We start from the raw sequence: 21,877 nt of genomic DNA on the forward strand, positions 1-21,877 counted from the left end.
AGGTGTAAGCACAGGTGGATAGGCCGTTAAACCTTCGCCAAGCGACTACAAAATTGAGGACTATAGGCAGCCGCCTGGTTAGCCATATTCAAACTGAATAAGCCAGCTGCCGATCCGGCGCCGTAATAACCGCCATGCAGGGCGATGGTGCTCAGGTTTCGCGTGTAGTCATCGCCCGTTGAACCATTACCTGCGCTGCCGTCCGTAGTCGCTGGCAGGAATCCAAAACTGAGATCGTGGCTAACACCAGCATCCACCGAAAACGTGACCGGAAAACCATCAATCGGGGCTGCCTGAGTGGTCGTCACATACGCCCGGTAACCGGCCTTGTCCCAAATTTTGAATTTGCCTGTCGCATCAACCTGCAGGCCATCCACCATCTGAAACACGTTCCCCCACAAGCCGACAATGCCGCGCCATGTGGCGGTCGCCACAACACTCTGGTCTACGTTCTGAATGTTGACGGGGGAATTAGACGTATGACCCACACCGATCAGAGCCTGGCTGTCCGCCCCCCCCATTTCAATCAGCGTCAGAAGCTGAATCGCCTGGAGCTGGTAGTACGACCACATCGAATAACCGGTCACACCCTGAATGTTTCGGTTAGTTGCACGAGTCTTCATCGCGGTAAAATCGATGCTTCCCAACGGCTTCACACCCGGCTTGGAATCCATCCGCGCACTGTCACCCGAAGACCCCGGATACTTGCCCACCCAGAACTGAGGAATGGCCGCACCAGCTTCCATGAAGGCGGGATGCAGGACGAACCCCGCCAAGGGCTGATCAGCCACCCACCACGCGCGCTTACCCGCGTTCGGACCGGCAGCGATAGCCCCCGCCTTGACATAAAAGGCGGGGATTTTGACCATGGCCTGCCCGTCAATCGTGACGTCCTGAATGGCGCCATAGATCGGGTGCGAGCTGAAAAACGCCGCATCGGTGACTTTCGCCACGCCGTTTTCATCAATCCGCGACCACGTCCCCGAACCACCACCGGGCGTAAGCAGGGCGATGCCGATCACGTTGGCAAATTGCGCCTTGGTCGTAAACTTCACCTCAGGCGACCACTCAGACCAACCCGTCACCGAACCTTGCTGACGCATCTGGGCGTAATAAGTCGACTGCCCCGCCAGCAACTTCGCCGCCAACACCACCACCGACAGCTTGTTTGTAACATCGGTGCCGCTATCCCATACCGGGGCGGCGTAGGTGCCCCCCTGCGAGCGAATGCGCCACTGAGAGGCCGAATGCGTCTGCGCCGAACCCACCACAGCAAACGCTGAACAGGACAATGTAGGTTGCTCGGGCACGTCCACCGCATTCGCCGCCGGCCCGGTCATGGTCGGAACCACCACATAGGCATACGTCACGGCGGTGGTGAAGTACCCGGCCGCTGACCAGTCCGACCACAAGCCACCGACGTCCATCACCCGCGAGCGCCAGTAATGCACTTTGTTGGCCACCAACACACCCGCCGGGACCGAGTATGACAGCGCTGGCGGCAGCGGCCCGGTGTCGAGCAGAATTTGCGCGAAGGTGCCGACTGTCGCCAGCTGGAACTGCACAGCGCCCTGCGGGCTACCGACCGGACTGAAGTAGCCCGCAATCGACAACGTGGGACGCTCGGGCACGCTGGTCAATGCATTGGCAGGCGTGCTAGTGACTGGTGCGGCCGGGCGCTGGTCCGGGTTGACAAAGCCACCCAGGCCGGTCGGACTGCCCAGGGCCACCATGTGCTGCACGTTCATCGGTTCGCCGGAATAATCCATGCGCAGCGAACCCTCACCGCGCATCGGCAACACGTACTCATAGTCCGCGAAACCCGGCGGAATATCGCCGCCGGTACGGCGCAGCGACCATCCGGTGGCCTTCCAAGTCGGCTGATAGGCATCACGGTAATACAGCGTGGCCACCCCCGAATTCAACGAGCGGCGAATGACCAGCGCGCCGCCCTCGGCATCGGTGCCAATGTTGATAATTCGGGTCAGGTACATATCGCCCGGCACCACGGTCGCCGCCGACGCACCTTGAACGGTCATGGTGGACCGCGCCAGCACCGCCGACGTCCCCCATGCCTGCGCCAGATTCGCGGTCAGACGCACCCGCGTACCCGACAAAATCGCCGCGATTTGCACCATGATCGTCAGCGGGGTGACCGCGCCATTGCCATCGACAGCAGTCGGATCGGTCAGCAAATAATACTCGCCGACCTTGAGTTTGCTGGTATCGGCCACGTCCAGCGAGTCATCGTTTTTGACGCCCTGAATCACACTGATGGGCGCCAGATCGATCAGGGTATAGGCAGGGTCAAACAGTTCGAACAGGATGGCGTTACCGCCATAGGTCCAGCCCAAACCCACCGCCTTGCGCACCGACACCGCGCTGGACGCTTCCAACCCGTCGATCCGCTCCCCCAGCTGGGCGGCCTTGGTGTCGACCTTTTGAATCGAGTTGTCCAGCGCTACATCGTTGTTCAGTAACGTCTGGTTGATCGGGTTCCAAGTGTCGGGATGGCCCACGCTGTTGACGGTCAGCTCGGGCAGCGTTCTGGAAAGAACCGGGTTGTCAATTGGATTCAACGGCATGCTGCGCGTCCTCAGTATTCCAGGGTCAAAATGATTTCAAGCTCGGTGAAGTCTTCGAACTCTTTGGGCTTCATCACCCGGCGCGCCACCAGCGTGCCGCTGGCAGTGAACACCGCCATTTCAGTGACCCGCCGCGTACCGGCCAGCGCGCCAGTCAGTACGCCCGTTACGGTAACGTTCACGCCGTTGACGACGCCCACCACCGGAATGCGCGCAAACTCGGCCCCCAGTGCAGTGTCTTCATCCGGCGAGGCGGGTTTTTCACTCGTACCAAAGGCCATGAACGCGATGGGCGAAATGGCCGCGCCGGTCGCGGCGCTCAGCGCCACCTGACGGCGGTAGGCTGTAAAAATGGGTGTAGCGATTGGATTGCTCATAGCGGAACCTCAGTAACGACACCGTTTCGTTTCACGCGCATCAGCACGCTGCACTTCAGGCCGTTATTGCCCATTGCAAAGCCCATTCGATGGGTGATTTTTTGTCGAAGCGTGCCGTGGCTGTTATCCAGCGCCACGCCGGTCAGGCGTAGTCCGTTCAAGGGCCGCCCATCCAGCGGCCAGCCATCGAGCAGCAAAGGCGCCGTGCCGCCGCTCAGCGTCCAACTGCCATCCAGGGTGCGCCGTGCCAATGGCTGATAACGCTGCTTGCCCTGCAAGCGAGCCCGCACACGTACGGCCAATGACTTCAGCGTGACACCCGCCGAAAACCGGGCCTCCACGGCGGCGATCAAGGCCACCAGCTGGCTGCGTTCTGGTGCGAATGACTCGGCCACTTTGCGGATTTTCTGCTGATCGGCGTGCGTCCAAATGCCATCTGCCGCGTTAAGGCGGATGGCATATTCCGCCCAGTGATTCAGCGCAGAACGCCGCACCAATTCGCCACTGGCTGGACTCCCGGGCACAACCAGCACCACCGAGCCATCCAGTCGCCAACTGCCGTCGAGCACATGGCCGCCAGCGGCCTTCCATTCCTGCAGGTACTTGGCTTGCTCGATCAGCTCCATGACCGGATAACCAAACGCCGCCAGGGCCTGCTTGATTGCCCAGGGCGTGCCACGCTTGCGATGCCATTCGATGGCCCCACGAATCAGCTCGCGGCGCCGTTCGTCGCTGTCGGCCAGCTCCCAAAAGTCCACCGACAACGACCACGCCAAGTGCGGCAGAAACTCAGCCGGACAGATGTCCGCATTCCACAGGGTGCGGATCACATCCGGGTTTAACTGCCGGACGTTGCCGGCTTCAGCCAGCCCCCGCTCCAGCGGCGTGCTATTGCTGGGCAGCAGATCCGCCGGACTAGACATAATCCACCACCGGTTCCAGCACGATGCCGGTGCAATACGAGGCGCCCTGCGTCATCGCATCGATGTCCTGCGTCGGGCTCAACAGCTCGACATCAGACACTCCAGGAAGCCCCAAGGCCGCAATCACCATGCTGGCCCGGATCGGCGTATTGATCTTGTGTTGTGCGACCGCATACGCCTCAGCCGCCGCCTGCGCGGCGTCCATGATCGGGCCATAGGCCGCCCCGCTGGCAAAGTGCAGCCGGGCGTGCAGCTGCCAAGGAATCGACTGCGCCGGCTCGACCAGCACCGTGTCATTCAGCGGCCGCACGTCCTCGGCATTCAGCACAGCGCGCACCGCGCCCAACACGTCGGCCGTGGGCACGCCATCACCGACGCGACTCAGCACCGTGACGCGCACCACGCCGGGCGTCGGCCGATCCACCCAAACATCGCGGACGTCTTCATGGGCGCTCAGCGCGTGATATTTGTAGGCCTGACGCGGCCCCGCCGTGCTGAAGCCATACGGCGCCAGACGGCCACGCTCGCGAAACGCATCGTCCTGCTCACCCTCCAGACGTTGCGCACCCAGCAGCGCCAGAACGCCGTCCAGATCGTTTCTGGTGGACGAGGCCAGCAGCACGGCGCGGGCGGCGGCATTGATCCGTGCGCGCAGCGTGACGACCTCATAGGCGAACAGCTCAAATTCCTTGACCACCGGATCGGACTCAAGCGCCGCGCTCCACTGATCCCCCATCGCCTCCCGAAACCGCGCCAGAATCGTTTGATACTGGTCTTCAAAATCGAGGGTTTCGATCACGTCCGGCACGGGCAACTTGGACAGATCCAACAGGTTCATACGCTGACCTCCTTCACAAAGCTTTCGCCCAAGTAATCGCCGGTCAGCCGCAGACCAATTTTTCCGTCGAGCACAGAAACGACAGTGACCTGCTGCAGCTTCACGCGGGGCTCCCAACGGCCCACGGCGCGGATGGCTTCGGCCTGCACGGCCCCCTTCCAACCGGCGTTAACCGGAAGGTCGACATAACGGCGAATCGCGCTGCCGTACTCCGGGCGCATCCGCCGATCACCCAGCGGGGTGGTCAAAATGTCGTCGATGGACTGCAGCACATGCGCCAGACCCGACAGCGGCAGGCCGGTGCGTCGATCCATGCCGATCATCTAATTCACTCCGTGACCAGTTCGAAGCTGCTGCGCGTGCGCAGGAAGGTCAGCAATTCCGGGTCCGTGGCTTCCACCACGCCGCCCACGACTTGAACGGTGCGCTTGTTGGGCAGAATCAAGGTGCGCGAGGTGAATTCCTTGTCGCGAAAAACCGGACGCTTTACCGGCTCCACCGACGCGCCCGGCGCGTCGACCCGATCGGTTACTACGGCCGCGACATCAAGTACTGAATCGGGAGTAACTTTCTTCGCCATCACAGCTGTCATGGGCTTTTCTCCAGGCATAAAAAAACCCGCACTGAGCGGGCCATGGATGATTGGGTTTAATGCTTATGGTTCGGCGTGTTGCCGGCGGTATCGATGATTGATCCGCCTCCGTGTATGTCGCCCGTTACGCGTAACGAGCCGACAATCTCAACCTCACCCACCAACTTGATCGCCGCCGACTCCACCGTCACGGCGCTATCCGTTACGGTAACGGTCGAATCACCGACCTTAATCGTCACGGTGCCGGTGGGCAGCGTGATGGCGTAGCTTTTGGCATGCCAGTCGTAGACCAGCGACCCGCCATCGTCAAAACGCCACACCTCGACATGGTCGCGGTTATCCGCCTGCGCCCCGGCCTCGCTGTACAAGCCAGGCTTGAAGGTGCCCAGGGCGGGGACGCCGCTCGGACACTCCAGCGAACCTTGCTCGCCAATGCTCGGCGCTCGCCAGTGCCGGGCCTTGCCGGCTCCCTGGCTGTGCCAGCGCACCCAAGGACTGATCCAGCCTCGCGACTCAATCCGCACCTTGGCGTTTTGCAGGTCCACGTCCACCACCTTGCCAGGGATGATCATGGCGGCCAGCATGCGGTCATGCTCACCCGTCACCCCGCGACTCATGGCACCCCCGCGACGACGTCGACAGAATTCGAACCGAAGTCGATATCCAAATGGGTTGGTTGATCATCCGGCCACGGCCATTCCTCCTCACCCAGGGTGATGTCCTGGTTCCACTCCACGAGCCAGACGGTGTAACCATCCAACTCCGGTTTGGTCCAGTCCTGTATGGCTTGAACGAACACCGTAGGCCCGACGTTGTCGATACCCCAGTACTGGCCGCGTAACAGGACGGCCAGTTGAGTGGCCAGTTGCACAGCCTGTCGATGGTGATCGTCCTTGATTGCATCGACGACAATCCGCGCTTCGAACTTGCAGGTCAGCACTGTTTCACCGGTACCAGGATCGGCGCCGGGTTCCGCTTCCGCCAATTCGAGAAACACAGCTGGCAGATGGATCGCCGGAGCGCGACCTTCTAATACAGGCCAGAACCCAACCATTTGCACACCCGGAAGATGATCCAGCAGGTATTGCTCGACGGTGCCAAAAAGCTGTTCGAGGCTAAAAGGTTCATCAGACACGAGCGGTCCCCTTCAGGTACTTTTGCAGTTCAAAGTTGAGCTCTTGTTTAAGCACTTCCAACAAGCGCTCATCCGCACGGCGAACCCAAGCCTCGAAATGAGGGCGAGCCTGTTCCAGCGAAATCTTGGCCTTAGCCAGTGGAAAGCGGTTGTCGTTTTCTTCGACAAAGCCTGAGCGGCGTCGGCCCTGTTCGGTGTCCGGATAATCATCCGTGGAAAAGTGCTTGCTCGAGGTGCGAATCCAGATATCGGCTTTGCTCCCGTACACTTTTTTGAAGAACGCCCCCTGGAAGCGACGGCCAGCCACTGAAACACCACCAGTGCCTTGGCGCGGCCTGCCGGCGCGACTGGCCTCAATGGCGTTGAGGCCGAACCACAACTTGCCGCGCATCGTGCCGCTGCTCACCGGGTAGGCCCGCAGGCGCTGCCGAACGGCGCCAATGGCAATCCGCTGCTGCCGGCCGACAGCCCTGGCGATATGGGTGCGCAGCCACCTCAAGGTTTTATTGATTGCCCGTCGCTGCGCCGCCGCCGCGGCTTTCGGTACCAACTTCGCGAAGTCCTGAAAGGCATGAAGATCTGCTGTCGACGACTGGATAGTGAGCATCCCGCTGTTACGCTTTAGCTCCTTGTAGCTGCCGACACTCATGGGCGTTTCCTCAGGATCAATGCCACCAGGCCGTCGCCGCTGGGTTCCAGTTGCAACAGGTCGTAATCACCCCCGCCATCCAGCTCGGGCAGATCGACGCTGACCAGCAGGCCCTTGCTCAAGCCCTGGGAATCGCTCACGCGAATCTCAAAGCGGGGCTCGCGCAAGTTGGTATTGAGTTTGCCGATCTTCGGTTGCAGCCAGGGCGCGGCGAACATGCCAAGCACTGGTTCCGGCCGACCTTCGATACGGGCGGTGTCGCCCAGGGTTTCGAACACCACCGCGTCGAGGTCTGCGACCAGATCACGGAAGGCCACGGTTAGAGCTCCAGGAGAATCTGCGCGCGCGGTCGAGTGCACAGGTGCAGCGGGTTGGACTGGGCCTCACCGGCCATGCCTTTGTTGAAGGGCAGTGGCTCGATCATGCTGTAGTAAGGAATGCCCTGGGTGTTGACCGTTTCCATGTAATCGGCCGGAGCGAACACCGAGATGTACAGGTCGGGCACGCCTTCAGGGATCAATAGCGCCTTGTCGTCGTGGACGAACGACACACCAGCCACTTTGCCACGGTAGCGCTCCCAGACAATGCCGCCGAACTCAAAGCTTTCGCGGGCATCACCGCGCAACGCCGCCGCTTGCTGGCTGTTGAGGTAGGTTTCTTTGATCGAGTCATGGACGATCAGCTTGTTCCAGAAGTTCTTGCCGCAGAAGGCACGTGAGCCGGTACTGGTCACACTGCCCAACGCATCTTCCTGCATGTCCAGCGCTTCGCCGCATTTGACTCGCAGCTCTGTGTTCTGGTCGGCCAGGCCCATGGGCAGTTTCTGACGCTGCACACCGAAAGCTGCGTAGATGTCCAACAGTGGGGTCTGGCCATCGGCATCAAGGATCAGACCATTGAGCGCCCCCATACGCTGGAACTCGTGAGTCGCATCCAGCTGACGGCGAGCTTTGGCCAGACGGGCGTTGACCACGTCCTGTACCGCCTGCAATTCGGTGCGGGTACCGAAGGCACGAATACCCTGGATCTCGTCGGCCTTGATGGTGAAGCGTTCTGGCAAGTGGACGGTGTTGAATGGAATCAGGTTGCGCTTACTGGCTCCGACCACCAGGCCAGAACTGCCGCGCTCGCCGGCAGGCACCAGGGCCAGGGTGTCGCCGTCCTTTTCAATCTGTACGGTGAGGGTGGTGACGCCCTCTTCGCGGAACAGACCCAGTGCGCTGATGCGCCCCGGCAGATAGGGTTGTTCGTTGAGTGCAGCGGTGAGTGCGGTAACGGTAAACGCTTCGTCGTCAAAAATGGCGATATCGGCCATGGGTACTCTCCAGAAATGCAAAACCCCGCTCAAGGCGGGGTATATAAAGGTGGCTGAGCGTCTTAGCGGACGATCAGAAAGTGGGCAGCCAAGGCCTTTTCAGCATCAAGGTCGAGGCCGGTCAGGTGGGCTTCGCTGATCTCCGCCATGCGCACGACTGCACGGCCACGGCGTACAACGTCCGATTCGCCCAAGGGACCGAAGAGAATCGCCACGGCGGTTTCGCTGCCGTCTTCGGCCGTCGGCGAGTACGGTGCGAATTCACCGGTAGCCGTCACCAGGCCGAGAATTTGTCCCGGGTCCAGTGCGGGCCCCGCCGCTACGTTGATCGATTCGCGCGAGATGTTCCCTGCCCCTTCGGACAGCAGAAACTCACCGGCGTGGATCGGTTCTTTTTTGATGGTCATGGTCTTGCTCCTTTCGCGCCGCGCGCAATTCCAGATTGAGCAGCTTGTCGAGCGGCCCAGATCGAGGTGGGATCAGGTTGCTTGGCCAGCACCTTCGGCGCTGGGTCATTGTCCAACGGCAGGCTGTTGTCGATTTCAAACCCCTTGCCGCTACCAACGATTTTGTCGAACAGGCGCGCCCTCACCGCCGCCGCATCCAAACCAGCAGCGACGTACTCGGCACTGAATTCCGGCAAGCGGGCCGCGACGCAAAGATCATTCACCGCCTTGGCCCGGGTCAGACCCGCCAGAACAATCTCTTCGCTTTCGAGCTGGGTCGAGTTGAGTAACGGCGTGACCAGGTTGCTGATCCCCGCCTCGGCGCAGCGCTGGGTGATCAGCAACGCCAGTTTGGTCGAGTCGACCACCGGCGGCGTTTGGGGTGGTTCGACCGGCTCCAAATCCGGATCCGGCTCGGGTGCTTCATCGAGTTGGGCCAGCAGTTCAGCTGGTGCGTGCTGGTATCGCTGCAGCACACCGCCCTGGCCGAGGCAGGCTTTGACCTTGACCCCGTCGCCGACTTCATCGGCCAAGCCCAGGGCCACCGCTTCATTCGCGGTCAGCCAGGTTTCAGCGGCAACCAACCGGCGCAACTCGACCTCATCAATGTCCGGCGCCTTCGCCTTGTAGGCCGCGATGATCGCTTCCATGGTCTGGTCGAGTACGTCGGCCACCTTGCGGAAGTCTTCGGCGTCGCCTGCTGCGTAGGTCCACGGGTTGTGGATCATCAACATGGCGTTGGAGGCGATCACCACCCGGTACGCGCCGCATACCGCGACGCTGGCCGCACTGGCCGCCAGTGCATCAATGCGGCCAGTACAGCGCTCGCCCAGCCGCGACAGGGCGTTGTGCATGGCCAGACCGTCGAACAGGTCACCGCCGATGCTGTTGAAGGCGGCGACCACCGGTGAGACGCCATCATCCATGGCGCGCAGGTCCTGCACGAACTGGTTGGCAGTGATGCCCCAGGCGCCGATCTCGCCGTAAACGAACACCTCGATCACTCGTTCGGCGGCTTCGCCATTGGCTTGCAGCGCGTACCAGGTTTTGTCCTCCACCTGCACACGCTGCCCGGCTCGGTTGTAAATGCGCGGGCGCGTTTTTTTACTCATGGTTGTTCCTTGTCGTCGAGGGTTACGACGGCGTCGAGAGTGTTGTAGTTGAGGCCAAGGGTCGTGGCTCTGGCCAGGTCCGCCGCGTTTTCCGCGTCGACCGTTTCCGCGTCGTAGCCGGTGCGTAGAACCATTTCACTGCGAGAGGCGAAGCCCGCTTGCACTTCCATCCGCCGGGCCTGAACGTCCTGCACTGGTTGGATATAGGCCCAGCCTTGCGGCACCCAGCGGGTACGCAGGTATTCACGGCGGCGCGGGGCGTAGTCCGCCAACACCAGGGCGCCCGACAATACCGCCATGTCCATCCAGGCCGCCCGGACCGGGCGGCAGAGCTGGTGCACGTAGACTCCGAATTGCAGCTGTTCCAGCCTGCGCCGAAACTCGTTGAGCACCACACGCAGCGCCCGATCGTTAATCTCGCGCATGTCGCCGGTGAGAATCTCGTAGGGCGTGCCGGTTCCCGCCGCTGCAGCCATCAGCTGCTGTCGCATGAAGTCCGGATAGTTGTTGCCCGCATCCGGTGGCTTGGAGAACTCGACCTCTTCACCAGGTCCGAGCTCCTGCATGGTGCCGGGCTCCAGCGCGACCATTGGCGTGAAGCCGTCGCGATCAAGACTCAGTGGCTGGCCCGTGACCGGATCCCTCGGCACAGGCCCGGAGTCCGGAGTCGGCCGACTGATGAAGCCGGCGAACAGGTTAGCCACCTCTTGGCGGAACAGCACCGCATCATCGTAGTTATCCAGACTGCGCAAGCGTTTGAGCACCGGTGACAATCGCGGCACGCCGCGCAGCTGGCCAGGCTCGACTGGCTCGAAGATGTGCAATACCTGCGAGGCCGGCACCCGCACCAACTGGTTGTAACCGGCGTTCAGTGATGTTGCATCGCGCGGGTGCGACAGGTACATCCAGTACGCCACGCGCTTACCACCTGGGGTGAACTCGATCCCGGCGCGGATGATGTTGCCGTTTTTGGTGCTTTCGAACTTGTCATGCGGCACAAACTCCGGGGCCAGTATCTGAAGCTGCAGCGGAACCGCGAGGCCTTCATCTAGGCTGCGCGGTCGTAACCGCACAAAGCATTCACCCGAGGTTTCGACAGTGCGGGCAACCAGCGCCTGCTGACCGTTGAAGTCGGTGCGCTCATCAGCGTCCGACTCATCGACCCAGTCATCCCAAAGCTCCTGCAGCAATTTGCGCAGGGCGTCGTCGTCGGTTTTCGGCCTCGGTGTGATACCGCTGCCGATCAGGTTGCTGACGCGCTTGTCGATCACATTGAAGGCATACGGGTCATTGCGAACCGCCGCCCGGGAGCGCGATCGCAGATTGCGCAGTGCCGGGGTATTGATGCTGTTGATTCCGTTGTCGGGAGCATCCCAGCCAGTGGATCGGCGGCCCTCTCCGGCGCCTTCGTAACTGGCCTTGATGTTCGACGGCAACACGAATCCGTTACGGGTCAACGTCGGATAGTGGCGGCCCATTAGAGTCCCTTGCCCCCGTGGTACAGCCTGACCACACGCGAGCGCGGCCCGGCAGCATTGATCAGCGACGAGCGGATTTCCTCACGAGCTTTGAGTAGCTCGTCGACGGTGCGGTATTCCACGGTACGGTCGGTGTAGCGCACGGTTTTCTCACCGCGAGCTATGGCCGCCTCAACCGCGTCGAGGTGCTTTTGAGTGAATGACATATCAGCGTCTCTTCAGGTAGCCACTAGTTGAGCTGCGGCGTTGAGGTGGGGCTGCGGGTCGCGATGGCACAACCGGTGCAGCAACGTTCTGCGGAACCGGTTGCGATACAGCCACGGGAGTGGCCTGACCGACATTGCTGACACGTTCGCCCTGAACAGGCTTGATGCCCTGCGCATCGTCGAACAACCCCGACTGCGCCAAGGACTGACGCACCCGCTCCCAGTCGTGTTCCTTGTAACGATTGAGGCCCAGGTAATGGGCCATGGCCAGGCAGTACACCATCAGGTCGAGCGCTTCGTTGCGTTCGGCCTTGCCCTTGACCCATTCGATCCGCTTGTGGCCGCGCACGTAGCGCGCGATCTTGCGCTCCGCTACGCACTGATCGAAGAAGTCGTCTGGCAGGTCATTGGCAAAGTGCAATGCACCTGGTCCCGACTCGAACGGATAGCGGTTGTAAATCCAGTCCTTCGCCGTGTCGGTACCGACAAACCACAGCTCGGCGCCGTTGCGTTCGGTCTGCCCTTTCCAGGTCACGTCGACCATCGAAGGACGCTGAGCAATCACTGGTCTTCCGGGCTTGCTCGCCCCCTTGATGGCGAACACGTTTCGCCAACGGCGAACGCGGCAAAACTGGTAGACCTCGTCGGTGTGGTGACCGCCGGAGTCGACAGCTGTCGCGAGAATGCCAAGGCCGACACCGCACGGATGGCGATATTTAGCCTTGAGCAATTCATCCAACGCGGCCCAAGTACGTTCGTCAGCGGGATCACCGGCGACGATCTGAAAGTCGACGACCCAACGTTCCATACCGACACCCCAACCCATCGCCATAAACTCCAGGCGGTTGGCCTGAACGTCGACCGCGCCAGTGACCATCAGCACGGCGGACGGCAGCGAACCGAGGGCGAAGCCTTCCAAGCGCGCCCGGGCTCTCAACGTATCGGCCTTGGTTTGCTCTTGCGCGCTGTCCCAGACCTTCGCCAGGCGGGTGTTGTAGAACACCTGCATCGGTTCGAGGTCGCCTTTGGCCTGGGCCTTCTTGGCCTTTTCGAACTGCTTGGCCAGCGACTTCCAGTCCATCCAGCCAAGCGGCGAATACAGGGCATTGAGGTGGAAGCCGACTGTCTCGCCATCACCCTCGGCATGGGCACGCCACTCGCCCTTGGCGAGCATTTCACCTTTGTGGTATTCGTCGATCAGCACGTCGCACTCAGGCCCGGCGCACTCGTAGTGCACCACGCTGAAGTCCTTCGAGTAATGCAGTCGCTCCCATTCGAGGATTTGCATGTGCCCGCAGGTCGGACATGGCACGTAGTAGTAACGTTGGTCGCTGCCCTCGAACAGATCGGAGATCCGCGACGCACCCTTGATCGTCGGCGAACTGGAGAAGTAAAACTTCGCATTGCGGCCGAACGTACTACCCCGCGTTTCCGCGAGCTCAATGGGGTCGCCCTCTTCGCCGATATCCACTTCCCAGCGGTCAATCTCATCGCCGTAAACGTAGCGCGCCGACAGCTCCGACAGGTTGGCTGCCGAGCCCGCCGTGGTGACGTACAACGAACCACCCTCGAACTCTTTGGTGTCCATGGTGTTGCGCGAATCTCGCGAGCGGCTGGATGCTACCCGTTCACGCAGTACCGGGGTGGCCTTGATGGTCTTGCCGATCCGCGAAGACACCCGCTTGGCCAGGCCCAGGCTCGGCAACAAGGTCAGGATGTTGGATGGCGCCATGTGGATCAGGCCGCCGATCCAGTTCAAAGCGATCTGCGTTTTCATCAGCTGCGAGGCCACCATGGTGACTACGCGCTTGCAGGGGTGAGCCGGCGACAAACAGCGCATCGGCTCGCGGGCATACGGTGTTCGTGAGGTGCGGTACTGGCCGGGCTCGGCGGCGCCGGTGTCACGCGGAATGCGCATGTACTCGTCGGCCCACTCATCGACCCAGACGTCAGGGTCCGGATGCAGCCCACGAAAATACGCCTCCCGATACACCTCTGCACCGTTAGGGATTTCCGTGGGCATGGGATTAACTCGTGGTCAGGGCGTGTTCAAGATCCGCCGAGGACAAGCGCTCTGCATCCTCAAGCGAGCGACGGATAGCCGCCGTCAGGTGCTTTTCGATTTGCCAGGGATCGGACATAACAGCGAGCTCCGGCGCGAGTTGTGGTGGCATGCCCAGCAGCTGGTCACGCAACAGACGGCCCGCGTTGAACGCGCCCGTTTCCACTGCGACGCGTTCGACCAGGGTGCCCTGCTGTTTGTGAAAGTTGGCTTGCTCTTGGAGGGCTAGGTAGTGCTCCCGCAGAGCCCGGGATTTCTGAAAGTCCACCGGCTGGCCTACTTGCGGCACCGCAGGTTCTTCGGCGGCGATTTGAGCTTCCCGCTGAAGGCGAAGCCGGTCGTGTCGCTCGGCGACGGCCGCTTTGCTTGGATCGGCAGACTCAGCCAACAACGCTTCGGTGGCTTCGAGGTCAATCTTGCCATCGTCAGTCAGCACCAACCGATCCTGATTAGCCAACTTGGAAACGTAGGATTTGGCCCAGCCACGCCGTGCGGCAAACTCCGTTTTGCTGATTACAGTCATGAAGAAATGTCCTGTTCACCTAATGAATACGGGGAGTTCACCTGTTCACCCCAGTTCACTAAGCTGGTGAACTGTCCGCTAACACTTTCCCGCGGGTTTGCGACCCCGTACCCACTGAATATTCCCAGGGTCCCCGGCGATTTTCGGCGCCCCGGAACGGTGCATCGTCCCTGCGCCTCACCGGCGGAAGCGCTTCGCTGACACCCGAGCGCGTGAAGGCCCAGGGTTCGCAAAGCCGAGTACTTACGCAAACTCCCGCAGCGCCTCTTGCAGGCGCCTGGCTTTGACAATGGCTTCAGCATTGCTTTCGCGCTCAGCCTCAACCGACAGGGCTACCTCTTCGATACGGCCAGCCAACGCCTTCATGCGCTTGCTGAACTCGTCCGAAAGAATCACCACCTCACCAGACAGTGCCGCCAGCACATCCAATGCACCCTCAGGCTTCTTGATCGAAACAACGGTCTGCTTGGCTACCTGAGTCACGACTTGCTCCTTCTTTGGTTTTGGGGTGGCTGCATCACGCTGAAACTTTCCGGCTACTGGCTCCCGGATAAGACCCGCGTCTTTGAGCTCGCCAAGAGCGCGGCGTATTGCAGCGGCTGTAGCACCAGTGGCTTTTGCTGCCTGAACGGCACCGTGGATAGCGGAAACGCTCCAGCTCGTTTGGATCGGTACGTAACCAAAGACTTTTTGAGCAATAGAAGATTGCCCTGCAAGCATCTGCTGCTGCCTGGATTCATTCATGTCTGAAGACCTGCTTAACGAGTGGGTGTGTGCTATTCAGAGCGATTCGATTGAGAGGCTGCTTCGCATACGCCCAGCCGCTTGGCGGCCCAGCGTTCGTACAAGCCAATGGCGACGTCCGCACCGGCCATCGCCGTCAAACAGCCCAAGGCGCCTGCCGTCCAAATCGACATGCCGGCGGCGATCATCAGCATCATCGCCGACACACCACAGACAATGCAGGCGCCGGACCGCAGCGCCAAACGGCGCAACAGCACCCAACCGCGCGCACCGTCTTTGTCGGCCCGCCACATCTCACCCGAAACGCCACCGACCAAAGCCAGGACGATTACTAACCAGATCGGCATCTCTGCCAGCGCTTGTTGCTCGTTTGTCATGGTGTGCCTCAAAAGGAAAGCTAAGCACTGGAAAAAGAAAACCCCGCCGGGGTGGGCAGGGTTTTCAATGTCCCGGTCAGAGCCGGGGCGGGTGCACAGCACGTGCTCGGGGAGCGCCAAGGCGCAAATTTCATATCGTGGGCACTTTTTACCCCCCTCCGGAAAAACCGAAAAGGGGTGATTTTCGGTAGGTCAGCAAACGACATGAATACGACCACAATACGACCACAATACGACAAAGCACCCCGACGAACGGTAGTTAGTAGGCCCGAGCACGCTTGCTTGTTGATGCTCGGGTTAGGTTGGTATCAAGCGCACCACTGCGTCGATCGAGTCCCCGGGTTGTAGCGCTGCGAACCGTGAGGATGAGTTGCACCTGCTGATGCAGACGATGAACCCAGTTTCTGTAAGTCCGGTCCGCATCCTCGGCGAGCTGTAGCAAGCGCATTTGTTCACGCACCGTCATCGGCGGCTGGACCAGGTAACGATTGCGAGCCAGTAACGCCAACTGAGCGCCCTTCTCCGATTGGCGTTCAAGTTGTGCAACTGCGGCGGCGACTTCGCTACTGGCGTGATCCATACCACCACCGGCCGACATCATGAGATCCCGAGATCCAGGCGTGCCACGTGGAGCGCATCCCCCGTATTGCATGATTGTCGCCATCGGACTTCCCAAACCACCACCGTCGCCAACCTGGCAGTGCTGGGTGCCCCAATGCTGCATCAATGCTTCCATTTCCTCGATCATCGCCCTTCCCCCCGAAAAACCGAACCCAACACAGAAAACCAGCAACCCAACACAAACCCAACACAAATAAATCTCTTTAAAATCAATGCTTTTAATAACTTTGAGTTAGGTGTGTTGGGTTTGTTGGGTTTTTCTGTCCTCGCATAAGAAAAAAATCTACCCATCGCTTTCAATGCAAATAACGTCACGCATGCGCGCACGCGACGCCAAACCCAACACACCCAACACAACGGACGAAAACCCGCGAAAATAAAGGCCTGCAACTGTGTTGGGTAGCCAAAACCAACCCGACACACACCCGACACACCCAACACACTTTTAGGCGTAGTCATGCGGCAGCCGCCTTGATGTGGTCCCAGCTGTCCACATTCCAGCCTGCAAGTTTCGCCTTGGCCCGCCACGCGACGACCATCGCGCCCAGCACGGCCGACTTCAGTGATGGGGGCGGGGAAGCATCCTGGTCAACGGGAAAGAAGAACGCACCAAACTTGCGATTACTCCCATCTGTCCACGGTATCGAACGAGTTTTTTCCACCTCGGAGTTGATGAACAGCGAGAACTTCGTCTGACTCATCACGTGTTCCTTGTTGCGCTGACACCACTCCAGGAACAGCGAGTAAAGGTCAGTGGAAAGACACGGTCCCCAAAGCCCCTGACCCAACTCACTGTATTTCCACAGGTGCAAGAACGTCTGCCAACCGGCCCGACTCAAGGCCACCAGCCGCTCACGGGCATCAGTTGATGGCGGGCGTGTTCGCTGATTGAAGTCGCCCAAATCAACCGATAATAGCCAGCCGTAAAGGGCCGCAACGCCACCCTGCTCCAATTCCTGGCCAATGGCTTTCTGGCGATCGACCGGTAAAGTCTCCAAGGGCCAAACCACCAGCATTCGCCGGTCGCTATCACTGATCGGCCACGGCATGATCTCGTTACTGAGGAAAACCGCGTTCATATGGTTAGATTCCTCCCAGCCATTGATGAACTTGGATTCCATCCGCACCGTTTTGCCGGTGACAAGGTGCTTGATCTTGCCCACCTGGTTGTAGCGCTGATCTCGACTCACAACCTCTTCGAAAACAGCCCACAATTTACGGCTTTGCCAGGCGTTGAAATTGCTTTCCAGCTGGGTCTGTCCAACTGTTGCAGCGTACTGACCGTAAAGCCTGCCCAAGGTATCGGCGAAAAACAGACTCTTACCTGAACCCTCCATGCTGGAATGCATCAGCACTGCGGTATCCATCTTGGCACCCAGGTGCTGCAGCGGATATGCCAGCCAGCGAGTCAACCAGAGCGCCGCATTTTCATCGTGGTTGCACAGGAACGAAATCAGCCACCGCAAGTTGGCACAAGCAGCATCGTCCCTGACCGGTTCCAGCGGCAGCCCATCAAAGGTATTGATGTACACCGTCGGATCCTTGGTCATGGTCGGGTCAAACACGATGTGGTCCACATCCACGGTGCGGCGTTCGCTACTGTTCAGCCACAGCGCGTAAGCGTCACCCAAGGCCATTTTTACCGCGCCTTCCGCTACACGCCGTTTCTTTTCCCGGTCCCATACGTCCTTGGTTCCGTCGATGTACACATAGCGCTCGGTAGGTGGCATGCCCAAGGCCCCACCTTTTTTGCCCGACATGCGTCGCGTCTGCTCAATGTCACGGACGTGCTCATCAGAGATCAACCGCTTGCCCGTCTCATCCAACCAGGCTTTGGCCAGCGGCTTGCCGACCCGTGCTTCGAACGCTGACTTTTTCATTACCCGCGACTGGTCGCAGTCCCACACGTGCGTGGTCCCCTCGACTAGGGCGAAACGACGAAGCAAGAGGTCAAGTGTCATAACCTCCCCCGCCCCCCCGTCAGGCGTAGGAGCGGCCTCGCTTTGGGGGCTGGCGGCCAGCTGGTGCGGCCCGCTCGTATCACCGGATGGGGGCGGGGGAAAATCACGCGGATCAGGCTTCGCTGAATGCTGCATACCCAGCATCCGCGCAGCGTCCTTCACCGCCTTCGACTGATCACCGCCGTGCTCGAGCAAACAGAACACCTCGAACGCATCGTTCTGATGCCCGTTCGCGAGCGGATCAGCCCCGTGGTGAGAATAAACCTTGCCGTCGCTGATCGTGACACCCGGCATCCCGGTGCTACTGTGCGGATACAGCCACTTACTGCCGCGCTTGATGTAGTCGTGCGCCCGCAACAGCTCTTCAACGTCGTGGCTGCGATTAAATTCATCGATAACAGACGGCTTGCCTGCGGCAGGCGGTGGACGTTTGATGACTTTCGCCGGAGGCGTCTTCGGCTTGGGTGCCCACGGGCACGCGGCCTCGGCATCGCGCTTGAAGATGTCCCAATGGTTCCAGATCTTCAGCAGCTCGGGCGCAAGCACCGGCAGGCCATCGACAGAGCTTGGCGGTGTGCGCCAGGTGTAAGGTTTGCCGGTGCCTGGGTGAATCGATGGCGGCAATACGTCTTGCACCAGTCCGCCCCGCAATTCGAACACGGTGATGCGCTGATATTCATCAGCCTCGGCACGCGCCTCGGCTTCACCTACCGCATCACCAGCGTCCTTTGCAGCTTTGGCCTTCGCGGTCAAAGCCTTGTGGATCGAACCATCAGGGTCTTTTTCATTGGGCCACGCAAGTGCAACCCGACTCAACTCAACACCATCAGGAGCGCGGAACATAATGCGGAAGCGCGCCGGGTTGCCAACTACAGTCGGAAACACCAGAGCCATTGCATCAAGGTCGATTTCCAGCAGGTCATACAGCACACGTCGAGTCCACTGAACATCATCAACATCCAGAGAACAGATCCTGCTCGGCCCCAAGACAACGCCGAGGTTGTGCTGGGGCTTCTTTTCCCAGAACGCGGCAGCCTTCGCCGACTCCGTGAAGTAGCCACCCGGCTTGTTCCAGCCCTTCCCCTTCGGCCCTTTCTCGCCGGGCTCTATCGGGACTAGCGCCAAACCAAATGTGTCGATGTAAAACTGAGCCCAGTCAGCAGTAGGCAATCGATTGTCGTGATCACTCATCTGCGCCGCTCCCGCAACCCCTGGCAACTGACGCAGGTCGCACAACCCTGAATCGTCTGTTGGCGAAGTAACGGGATAGGTTCGTCGCAATCCTCACAGAATTGCGCGCTGATGGCGCTGGTTGGACGCGGACGACGATCCAATGCAACCTGTAGAAAGTACTCAGCCTGGTCGTTGGCGATATCGATTACGTCAGTCATCTTGACGGGCCTCCATCGCTTCCCTTGCCCCGGCCATGATGCCCAACACCGCGCGAATTACGTCGGCGCCGTGCTTCTCCAAGCATTCAACTTCGCTCCGCTCCCAGATGTTGTCGGCGGCACCTTCATGCATGCTGGAAACAAACAGGCCCGTCTGGTGCAGCACCTTGCTGACCGCCAGCAAGGCTTCCTTGGTCGGTGCCGCCGCTTCCGGCTTGTACCAGACCATGCCAGCGGGGCGCATCAGTGCATCCAGCAACAAGGGATTTGCCGTCAGGCGGATGACCTCTTCCAGTTCATCAGGATCAAGCCACCGGCGCTCTTCGTCGTGCTTTAGTTTCTTCTGGAGGGTGTCGTAATCGATGACCATGTCCAGTGCCAGAGCAGTCACACCGCCCCGATAATCATGGCCTGCCCGATAAAGGGCTTTGCGCAGTGAGAGGACCGGGCCTGCGCCCGGCAATAGATCTGTGCGACTCATAACCGTAAATCCCCTGTTTACGGTGTGGCCGTAGAGTCAAACACGCTCTATTCTACGACCACGACCGATGTGCTGTGCGAATCGTGCTGTGCAGCACGGTTCATCGTTCCAGTCGGCCCAGGGGATTCTTATGGTGAGAGGTCCTGGACCGACGCGCTATGTAGCGACTTGCTGTGCGTGTAGCTCGTTACTTCCGACCTAGAGTTTCTTTGGTGAGAGGTTTCAGGTCGGTGCTTCACGTGGCGTTTTGGTGTGTGCTGCATAACGCCACCGCTGGGCTGGGGGATTCTTATGGTGAGAGGCCCCAGCCCGGCACCCTTTAAAGCGCTGACTCTCGATCAGCCGCTTCTTTCTCGAGAAGGTAAAGGCACTCAATGGCCTTACCCGTCTCGTAAGAAATACCCGCCCCCTTACTGGCACGATGAATAGTCGGCTGTGTTGACCCGACCTTATCGGCGATCGCCTGCTGGGAATAACCCCGAACCGCCAAGTAGGTAAGCATCTCTTGAATTGTCATGACTCTGTTCCCATGAGCTTTCTCATAACAAATCATACGAAAACGGATAACTCGAAGCAATACAATTCGCATAATTCAAAAACGTATGGTGTGCCGGTGGAAATTGCAGAGCGCCTTCGAGCCAAGATGCGCGAGGTTGGATTGAACGAGAGCCAGCTAAGTCGCAGGTCCTCGGTACCACAACCTACCATCAACCGAATTTTATCCGGCGAAAGCTCAAGCCCAAGGAAATCAACGCTGGAAGCGCTTTCGCGGCCACTTGGCGTTACCCCGGACTGGCTTCTTTTCGGCAGTGAATCCGAACCGGCAAGAGAGGGCTCGCCAAGCGCAAAGGATTACGCGTTGATTCCACAATTCAAGGCCAAAGGTTCGTGCGGAAATGGCTACCTTAATGAGCATGTCCAAACGACCGAGGGCCTCGCTTTCAAGCGTGACTGGTTGCAGCGCATGAAAGTAAAACCTGAAAATCTGTATGTCATTTATGCCGAAGGCGACAGCATGGAGCCATACATTTTCGATGGGGATGTTGTACTTTTCGATACGTCGCAGATAGAGCCGAGAGACAAGCAAGTCTATGTAATACGCAGGCCGGACGGCGGCAACAGCATTAAAAGGTTAACCCAGCAGCTCTCCGGCAACTGGGTCATTCGAAGCGACAACGCGGATAAAATAGCCAATCCAGATGAGCCAGCGACCGAAGAGGCTATTCATGAAATGCCATTCCTAGGGCGCGTGATATGGAGAGGCGGCGGGGTCGGTTAACCAGCACTAACCTCAGCTCATTCCAAAGTTGAGTCAAACCCGCCATTGAGCGGTTTTTTTAACACCTGCATGACCACTTATGCAAATTCGCATTGACTGCAATTATGAGCATTCGTATAGTTTGTCTTGTACACCTCTCACCAAAGAGTACGAGACATGCAAACGACACAGCACAGCACCGCCCGCTGCCCGGTCTACCTGCACCCATCTGCATGCAGTAGCCGCGCCGCCGTAGAAGCCATCCAACGCCGCACCGGACTGATGGTGATCACCAGCCGCAAAGGCCGCACCGAAGCCATCAAGCCTCTCAACACTGCCGCAACCGATGACAGCTCTTCGCCGTTCGGTGGTGATGCGGCATGAACAACTATCTCATTCCACTCGCAAAACAAGAGCTCCTGCACCACATGTTGCAGGTTGGTGGCACCGCCATGTGCCCTCTTCAACGACCAGAGCAAACCATCCATGCAACCTTTGAAGTCGAGCTCACCGATGACAACGCAGTCATCAACGTTGACCTGGGCGGGCATTCGGGTCACTTGACCCTCAAACGCTCAGATCGCGCAAACCATCTGCACCTTCGCGACTTTATCCAAGACATCGCGAATGGGCGCATTGAGTCGGCCCAGCTTGCGCCGGCCTCAACGACGGATGACCAGAAGCTCGCCCCCGAAACGCCGGAGCCAACTCCGGAGCAATCCAGCCGCGATACGCAAATACAGCGAATGCTGGACGAGTCAGAAGCCTTGATTAAAGGCATCCGCACTCTGCTTGCCGCCTGA

At 59.7% G+C, this 21,877-nt stretch carries 27 protein-coding genes; 3 read left to right on the forward strand and 24 right to left on the reverse strand.

All coding sequences use genetic code 11. The features are described from left to right. Nucleotides 1–26: 26 nt before the first annotated feature. The 24 genes from ACZRMH_RS20860 to ACZRMH_RS20975 form a co-directional block, all read right to left on the reverse strand. Entirely contained in the window at nt 27–2,585 is a 2,559-nt protein-coding gene (locus ACZRMH_RS20860; protein ID WP_464015065.1) for a hypothetical protein, read from the reverse strand. Nucleotides 2,586–2,596: 11 nt separating this feature from the next. Next, nucleotides 2,597–2,962 (reverse strand): hypothetical protein, encoded by a 366-nt coding sequence (locus tag ACZRMH_RS20865; RefSeq protein ID WP_464015066.1) that lies wholly within the window; start codon nt 2,960–2,962, stop codon nt 2,597–2,599. Continuing rightward, on the reverse strand, nt 2,959–3,885 hold the full coding sequence (locus tag ACZRMH_RS20870) for a phage tail protein I (protein WP_464015067.1): 927 nt from the start codon (nt 3,883–3,885) through the stop codon (nt 2,959–2,961). Before ACZRMH_RS20870 ends, ACZRMH_RS20865 begins: the two co-directional genes overlap by 4 nt. Further along, nucleotides 3,878–4,723: a baseplate assembly protein gene (locus ACZRMH_RS20875; protein ID WP_464015068.1), complete on the reverse strand. Its 846-nt coding sequence runs from the start codon at nt 4,721–4,723 to the stop codon at nt 3,878–3,880. The genes ACZRMH_RS20870 and ACZRMH_RS20875 overlap by 8 nt, the downstream gene beginning before the upstream one ends. Next, nucleotides 4,720–5,046 (reverse strand): GPW/gp25 family protein, encoded by a 327-nt coding sequence (locus ACZRMH_RS20880; protein ID WP_464015069.1) that lies wholly within the window; start codon nt 5,044–5,046, stop codon nt 4,720–4,722. The genes ACZRMH_RS20875 and ACZRMH_RS20880 overlap by 4 nt, the downstream gene beginning before the upstream one ends. 5 nt (nt 5,047–5,051) lie before the next feature. Next, nucleotides 5,052–5,315: a hypothetical protein gene (locus ACZRMH_RS20885; protein WP_464015070.1), complete on the reverse strand. Its 264-nt coding sequence runs from the start codon at nt 5,313–5,315 to the stop codon at nt 5,052–5,054. A 56-nt stretch (nt 5,316–5,371) separates the two neighbouring features. Then, nucleotides 5,372–5,932: a phage baseplate assembly protein V gene (locus ACZRMH_RS20890; protein WP_464015071.1), complete on the reverse strand. Its 561-nt coding sequence runs from the start codon at nt 5,930–5,932 to the stop codon at nt 5,372–5,374. Continuing rightward, a complete protein-coding gene (locus ACZRMH_RS20895) occupies nt 5,929–6,450 on the reverse strand; it encodes a hypothetical protein (RefSeq protein ID WP_464015072.1) in 522 nt (173 codons plus the stop codon). Before ACZRMH_RS20895 ends, ACZRMH_RS20890 begins: the two co-directional genes overlap by 4 nt. Next, nucleotides 6,443–7,099, reverse strand: a complete 657-nt coding sequence (locus tag ACZRMH_RS20900) for a hypothetical protein (protein ID WP_464015073.1) — start codon at nt 7,097–7,099, stop codon at nt 6,443–6,445. The genes ACZRMH_RS20895 and ACZRMH_RS20900 overlap by 8 nt, the downstream gene beginning before the upstream one ends. Then, nucleotides 7,096–7,416 carry a head-tail joining protein gene (locus ACZRMH_RS20905; RefSeq protein ID WP_464015074.1) on the reverse strand — a complete coding sequence of 107 codons (321 nt, stop codon included), beginning with the start codon at nt 7,414–7,416 and terminating at the stop codon, nt 7,096–7,098. Before ACZRMH_RS20905 ends, ACZRMH_RS20900 begins: the two co-directional genes overlap by 4 nt. A 2-nt stretch (nt 7,417–7,418) precedes the next feature. Continuing rightward, nucleotides 7,419–8,414 (reverse strand): major capsid protein, encoded by a 996-nt coding sequence (locus ACZRMH_RS20910; RefSeq protein ID WP_464015075.1) that lies wholly within the window; start codon nt 8,412–8,414, stop codon nt 7,419–7,421. A gap of 62 nt (nt 8,415–8,476) precedes the next feature. Further along, nucleotides 8,477–8,821: a head decoration protein gene (locus ACZRMH_RS20915; protein ID WP_464015076.1), complete on the reverse strand. Its 345-nt coding sequence runs from the start codon at nt 8,819–8,821 to the stop codon at nt 8,477–8,479. Continuing rightward, nucleotides 8,818–9,972: a head maturation protease, ClpP-related gene (locus tag ACZRMH_RS20920; RefSeq protein WP_464015077.1), complete on the reverse strand. Its 1,155-nt coding sequence runs from the start codon at nt 9,970–9,972 to the stop codon at nt 8,818–8,820. Before ACZRMH_RS20920 ends, ACZRMH_RS20915 begins: the two co-directional genes overlap by 4 nt. Further along, complete coding sequence (locus tag ACZRMH_RS20925) at nt 9,969–11,450, reverse strand: phage portal protein (protein WP_464015078.1); 1,482 nt, start codon at nt 11,448–11,450, stop codon at nt 9,969–9,971. The genes ACZRMH_RS20920 and ACZRMH_RS20925 overlap by 4 nt, the downstream gene beginning before the upstream one ends. Beyond that, the gene (locus tag ACZRMH_RS20930) at nt 11,450–11,656 is read right to left on the reverse strand and encodes a phage head-tail joining protein (protein ID WP_463886233.1); all 207 of its coding nucleotides are present in this window, start codon (nt 11,654–11,656) and stop codon (nt 11,450–11,452) included. The genes ACZRMH_RS20925 and ACZRMH_RS20930 overlap by 1 nt, the downstream gene beginning before the upstream one ends. A 1-nt stretch (nt 11,657) precedes the next feature. Further along, the gene (locus ACZRMH_RS20935; RefSeq protein ID WP_464015079.1) at nt 11,658–13,679 is read right to left on the reverse strand and encodes a phage terminase large subunit family protein; all 2,022 of its coding nucleotides are present in this window, start codon (nt 13,677–13,679) and stop codon (nt 11,658–11,660) included. 4 nt (nt 13,680–13,683) lie between these two features. Further along, the gene (locus ACZRMH_RS20940) at nt 13,684–14,241 is read right to left on the reverse strand and encodes a terminase small subunit (protein WP_464015080.1); all 558 of its coding nucleotides are present in this window, start codon (nt 14,239–14,241) and stop codon (nt 13,684–13,686) included. Nucleotides 14,242–14,484: 243 nt separating this feature from the next. Further along, nucleotides 14,485–14,985, reverse strand: coding sequence for a hypothetical protein (locus tag ACZRMH_RS20945; protein ID WP_464015081.1), 501 nt, complete (start codon nt 14,983–14,985; stop codon nt 14,485–14,487). A gap of 32 nt (nt 14,986–15,017) precedes the next feature. Beyond that, complete coding sequence (locus tag ACZRMH_RS20950) at nt 15,018–15,362, reverse strand: phage holin family protein (RefSeq protein ID WP_464015082.1); 345 nt, start codon at nt 15,360–15,362, stop codon at nt 15,018–15,020. Between the two features lie 259 nt (nt 15,363–15,621). Next, nucleotides 15,622–16,110, reverse strand: coding sequence for a hypothetical protein (locus tag ACZRMH_RS20955; protein ID WP_464015083.1), 489 nt, complete (start codon nt 16,108–16,110; stop codon nt 15,622–15,624). After that, on the reverse strand, nt 16,107–16,442 hold the full coding sequence (locus ACZRMH_RS20960) for a hypothetical protein (protein ID WP_464015084.1): 336 nt from the start codon (nt 16,440–16,442) through the stop codon (nt 16,107–16,109). Before ACZRMH_RS20960 ends, ACZRMH_RS20955 begins: the two co-directional genes overlap by 4 nt. Further along, nucleotides 16,439–19,135, reverse strand: a complete 2,697-nt coding sequence (locus tag ACZRMH_RS20965) for a bifunctional DNA primase/polymerase (RefSeq protein WP_464015085.1) — start codon at nt 19,133–19,135, stop codon at nt 16,439–16,441. The genes ACZRMH_RS20960 and ACZRMH_RS20965 overlap by 4 nt, the downstream gene beginning before the upstream one ends. Beyond that, nucleotides 19,132–19,335: a TraR/DksA C4-type zinc finger protein gene (locus tag ACZRMH_RS20970; protein WP_436275732.1), complete on the reverse strand. Its 204-nt coding sequence runs from the start codon at nt 19,333–19,335 to the stop codon at nt 19,132–19,134. The genes ACZRMH_RS20965 and ACZRMH_RS20970 overlap by 4 nt, the downstream gene beginning before the upstream one ends. After that, nucleotides 19,328–19,816: a phage regulatory CII family protein gene (locus ACZRMH_RS20975; RefSeq protein WP_464015086.1), complete on the reverse strand. Its 489-nt coding sequence runs from the start codon at nt 19,814–19,816 to the stop codon at nt 19,328–19,330. Before ACZRMH_RS20975 ends, ACZRMH_RS20970 begins: the two co-directional genes overlap by 8 nt. Before the next feature lie 529 nt (nt 19,817–20,345). Between ACZRMH_RS20975 and ACZRMH_RS20980 the strand changes: the two genes are divergently transcribed. The 3 genes from ACZRMH_RS20980 to ACZRMH_RS20990 all read left to right on the forward strand — a co-directional run bounded on the left by ACZRMH_RS20980 (nt 20,346) and on the right by ACZRMH_RS20990 (nt 21,877). Then, nucleotides 20,346–21,095 (forward strand): XRE family transcriptional regulator, encoded by a 750-nt coding sequence (locus ACZRMH_RS20980; RefSeq protein WP_464015087.1) that lies wholly within the window; start codon nt 20,346–20,348, stop codon nt 21,093–21,095. Between the two features lie 156 nt (nt 21,096–21,251). Beyond that, complete coding sequence (locus tag ACZRMH_RS20985; RefSeq protein ID WP_464015088.1) at nt 21,252–21,458, forward strand: hypothetical protein; 207 nt, start codon at nt 21,252–21,254, stop codon at nt 21,456–21,458. Further along, nucleotides 21,455–21,877 (forward strand): hypothetical protein, encoded by a 423-nt coding sequence (locus ACZRMH_RS20990; protein WP_464015089.1) that lies wholly within the window; start codon nt 21,455–21,457, stop codon nt 21,875–21,877. Before ACZRMH_RS20985 ends, ACZRMH_RS20990 begins: the two co-directional genes overlap by 4 nt.

Source organism: Pseudomonas sp. B414 (assembly GCF_055408445.1).

Bases quoted from the DNA above. Each gene is read 5' to 3' on its own strand.
- ACZRMH_RS20935 (WP_464015079.1), bottom strand. From the start codon at position 13,679: ATGCCCACGGAAATCCCTAACGGTGCAGAGGTGTATCGGGAGGCGTAT.
- ACZRMH_RS20980 (WP_464015087.1), top strand. From the start codon at position 20,346: ATGAGCTTTCTCATAACAAATCATACGAAAACGGATAACTCGAAGCAA.
- ACZRMH_RS20945 (WP_464015081.1), bottom strand. From the start codon at position 14,985: ATGAATGAATCCAGGCAGCAGCAGATGCTTGCAGGGCAATCTTCTATT.
- ACZRMH_RS20880 (WP_464015069.1), bottom strand. From the start codon at position 5,046: ATGATCGGCATGGATCGACGCACCGGCCTGCCGCTGTCGGGTCTGGCG.
- ACZRMH_RS20965 (WP_464015085.1), bottom strand. From the start codon at position 19,135: ATGAGTGATCACGACAATCGATTGCCTACTGCTGACTGGGCTCAGTTT.
- ACZRMH_RS20955 (WP_464015083.1), bottom strand. From the start codon at position 16,110: ATGATCGAGGAAATGGAAGCATTGATGCAGCATTGGGGCACCCAGCAC.
- ACZRMH_RS20920 (WP_464015077.1), bottom strand. From the start codon at position 9,972: ATGAGTAAAAAAACGCGCCCGCGCATTTACAACCGAGCCGGGCAGCGT.
- ACZRMH_RS20885 (WP_464015070.1), bottom strand. From the start codon at position 5,315: ATGACAGCTGTGATGGCGAAGAAAGTTACTCCCGATTCAGTACTTGAT.
- ACZRMH_RS20900 (WP_464015073.1), bottom strand. From the start codon at position 7,099: ATGAGTGTCGGCAGCTACAAGGAGCTAAAGCGTAACAGCGGGATGCTC.
- ACZRMH_RS20925 (WP_464015078.1), bottom strand. From the start codon at position 11,450: ATGGGCCGCCACTATCCGACGTTGACCCGTAACGGATTCGTGTTGCCG.
- ACZRMH_RS20870 (WP_464015067.1), bottom strand. From the start codon at position 3,885: ATGTCTAGTCCGGCGGATCTGCTGCCCAGCAATAGCACGCCGCTGGAG.
- ACZRMH_RS20950 (WP_464015082.1), bottom strand. From the start codon at position 15,362: ATGACAAACGAGCAACAAGCGCTGGCAGAGATGCCGATCTGGTTAGTA.
- ACZRMH_RS20890 (WP_464015071.1), bottom strand. From the start codon at position 5,932: ATGAGTCGCGGGGTGACGGGTGAGCATGACCGCATGCTGGCCGCCATG.
- ACZRMH_RS20930 (WP_463886233.1), bottom strand. From the start codon at position 11,656: ATGTCATTCACTCAAAAGCACCTCGACGCGGTTGAGGCGGCCATAGCT.
- ACZRMH_RS20915 (WP_464015076.1), bottom strand. From the start codon at position 8,821: ATGACCATCAAAAAAGAACCGATCCACGCCGGTGAGTTTCTGCTGTCC.
- ACZRMH_RS20860 (WP_464015065.1), bottom strand. From the start codon at position 2,585: ATGCCGTTGAATCCAATTGACAACCCGGTTCTTTCCAGAACGCTGCCC.
- ACZRMH_RS20865 (WP_464015066.1), bottom strand. From the start codon at position 2,962: ATGAGCAATCCAATCGCTACACCCATTTTTACAGCCTACCGCCGTCAG.
- ACZRMH_RS20975 (WP_464015086.1), bottom strand. From the start codon at position 19,816: ATGAGTCGCACAGATCTATTGCCGGGCGCAGGCCCGGTCCTCTCACTG.
- ACZRMH_RS20940 (WP_464015080.1), bottom strand. From the start codon at position 14,241: ATGACTGTAATCAGCAAAACGGAGTTTGCCGCACGGCGTGGCTGGGCC.
- ACZRMH_RS20875 (WP_464015068.1), bottom strand. From the start codon at position 4,723: ATGAACCTGTTGGATCTGTCCAAGTTGCCCGTGCCGGACGTGATCGAA.
- ACZRMH_RS20910 (WP_464015075.1), bottom strand. From the start codon at position 8,414: ATGGCCGATATCGCCATTTTTGACGACGAAGCGTTTACCGTTACCGCA.
- ACZRMH_RS20990 (WP_464015089.1), top strand. From the start codon at position 21,455: ATGAACAACTATCTCATTCCACTCGCAAAACAAGAGCTCCTGCACCAC.
- ACZRMH_RS20970 (WP_436275732.1), bottom strand. From the start codon at position 19,335: ATGACTGACGTAATCGATATCGCCAACGACCAGGCTGAGTACTTTCTA.
- ACZRMH_RS20960 (WP_464015084.1), bottom strand. From the start codon at position 16,442: ATGACTACGCCTAAAAGTGTGTTGGGTGTGTCGGGTGTGTGTCGGGTT.
- ACZRMH_RS20985 (WP_464015088.1), top strand. From the start codon at position 21,252: ATGCAAACGACACAGCACAGCACCGCCCGCTGCCCGGTCTACCTGCAC.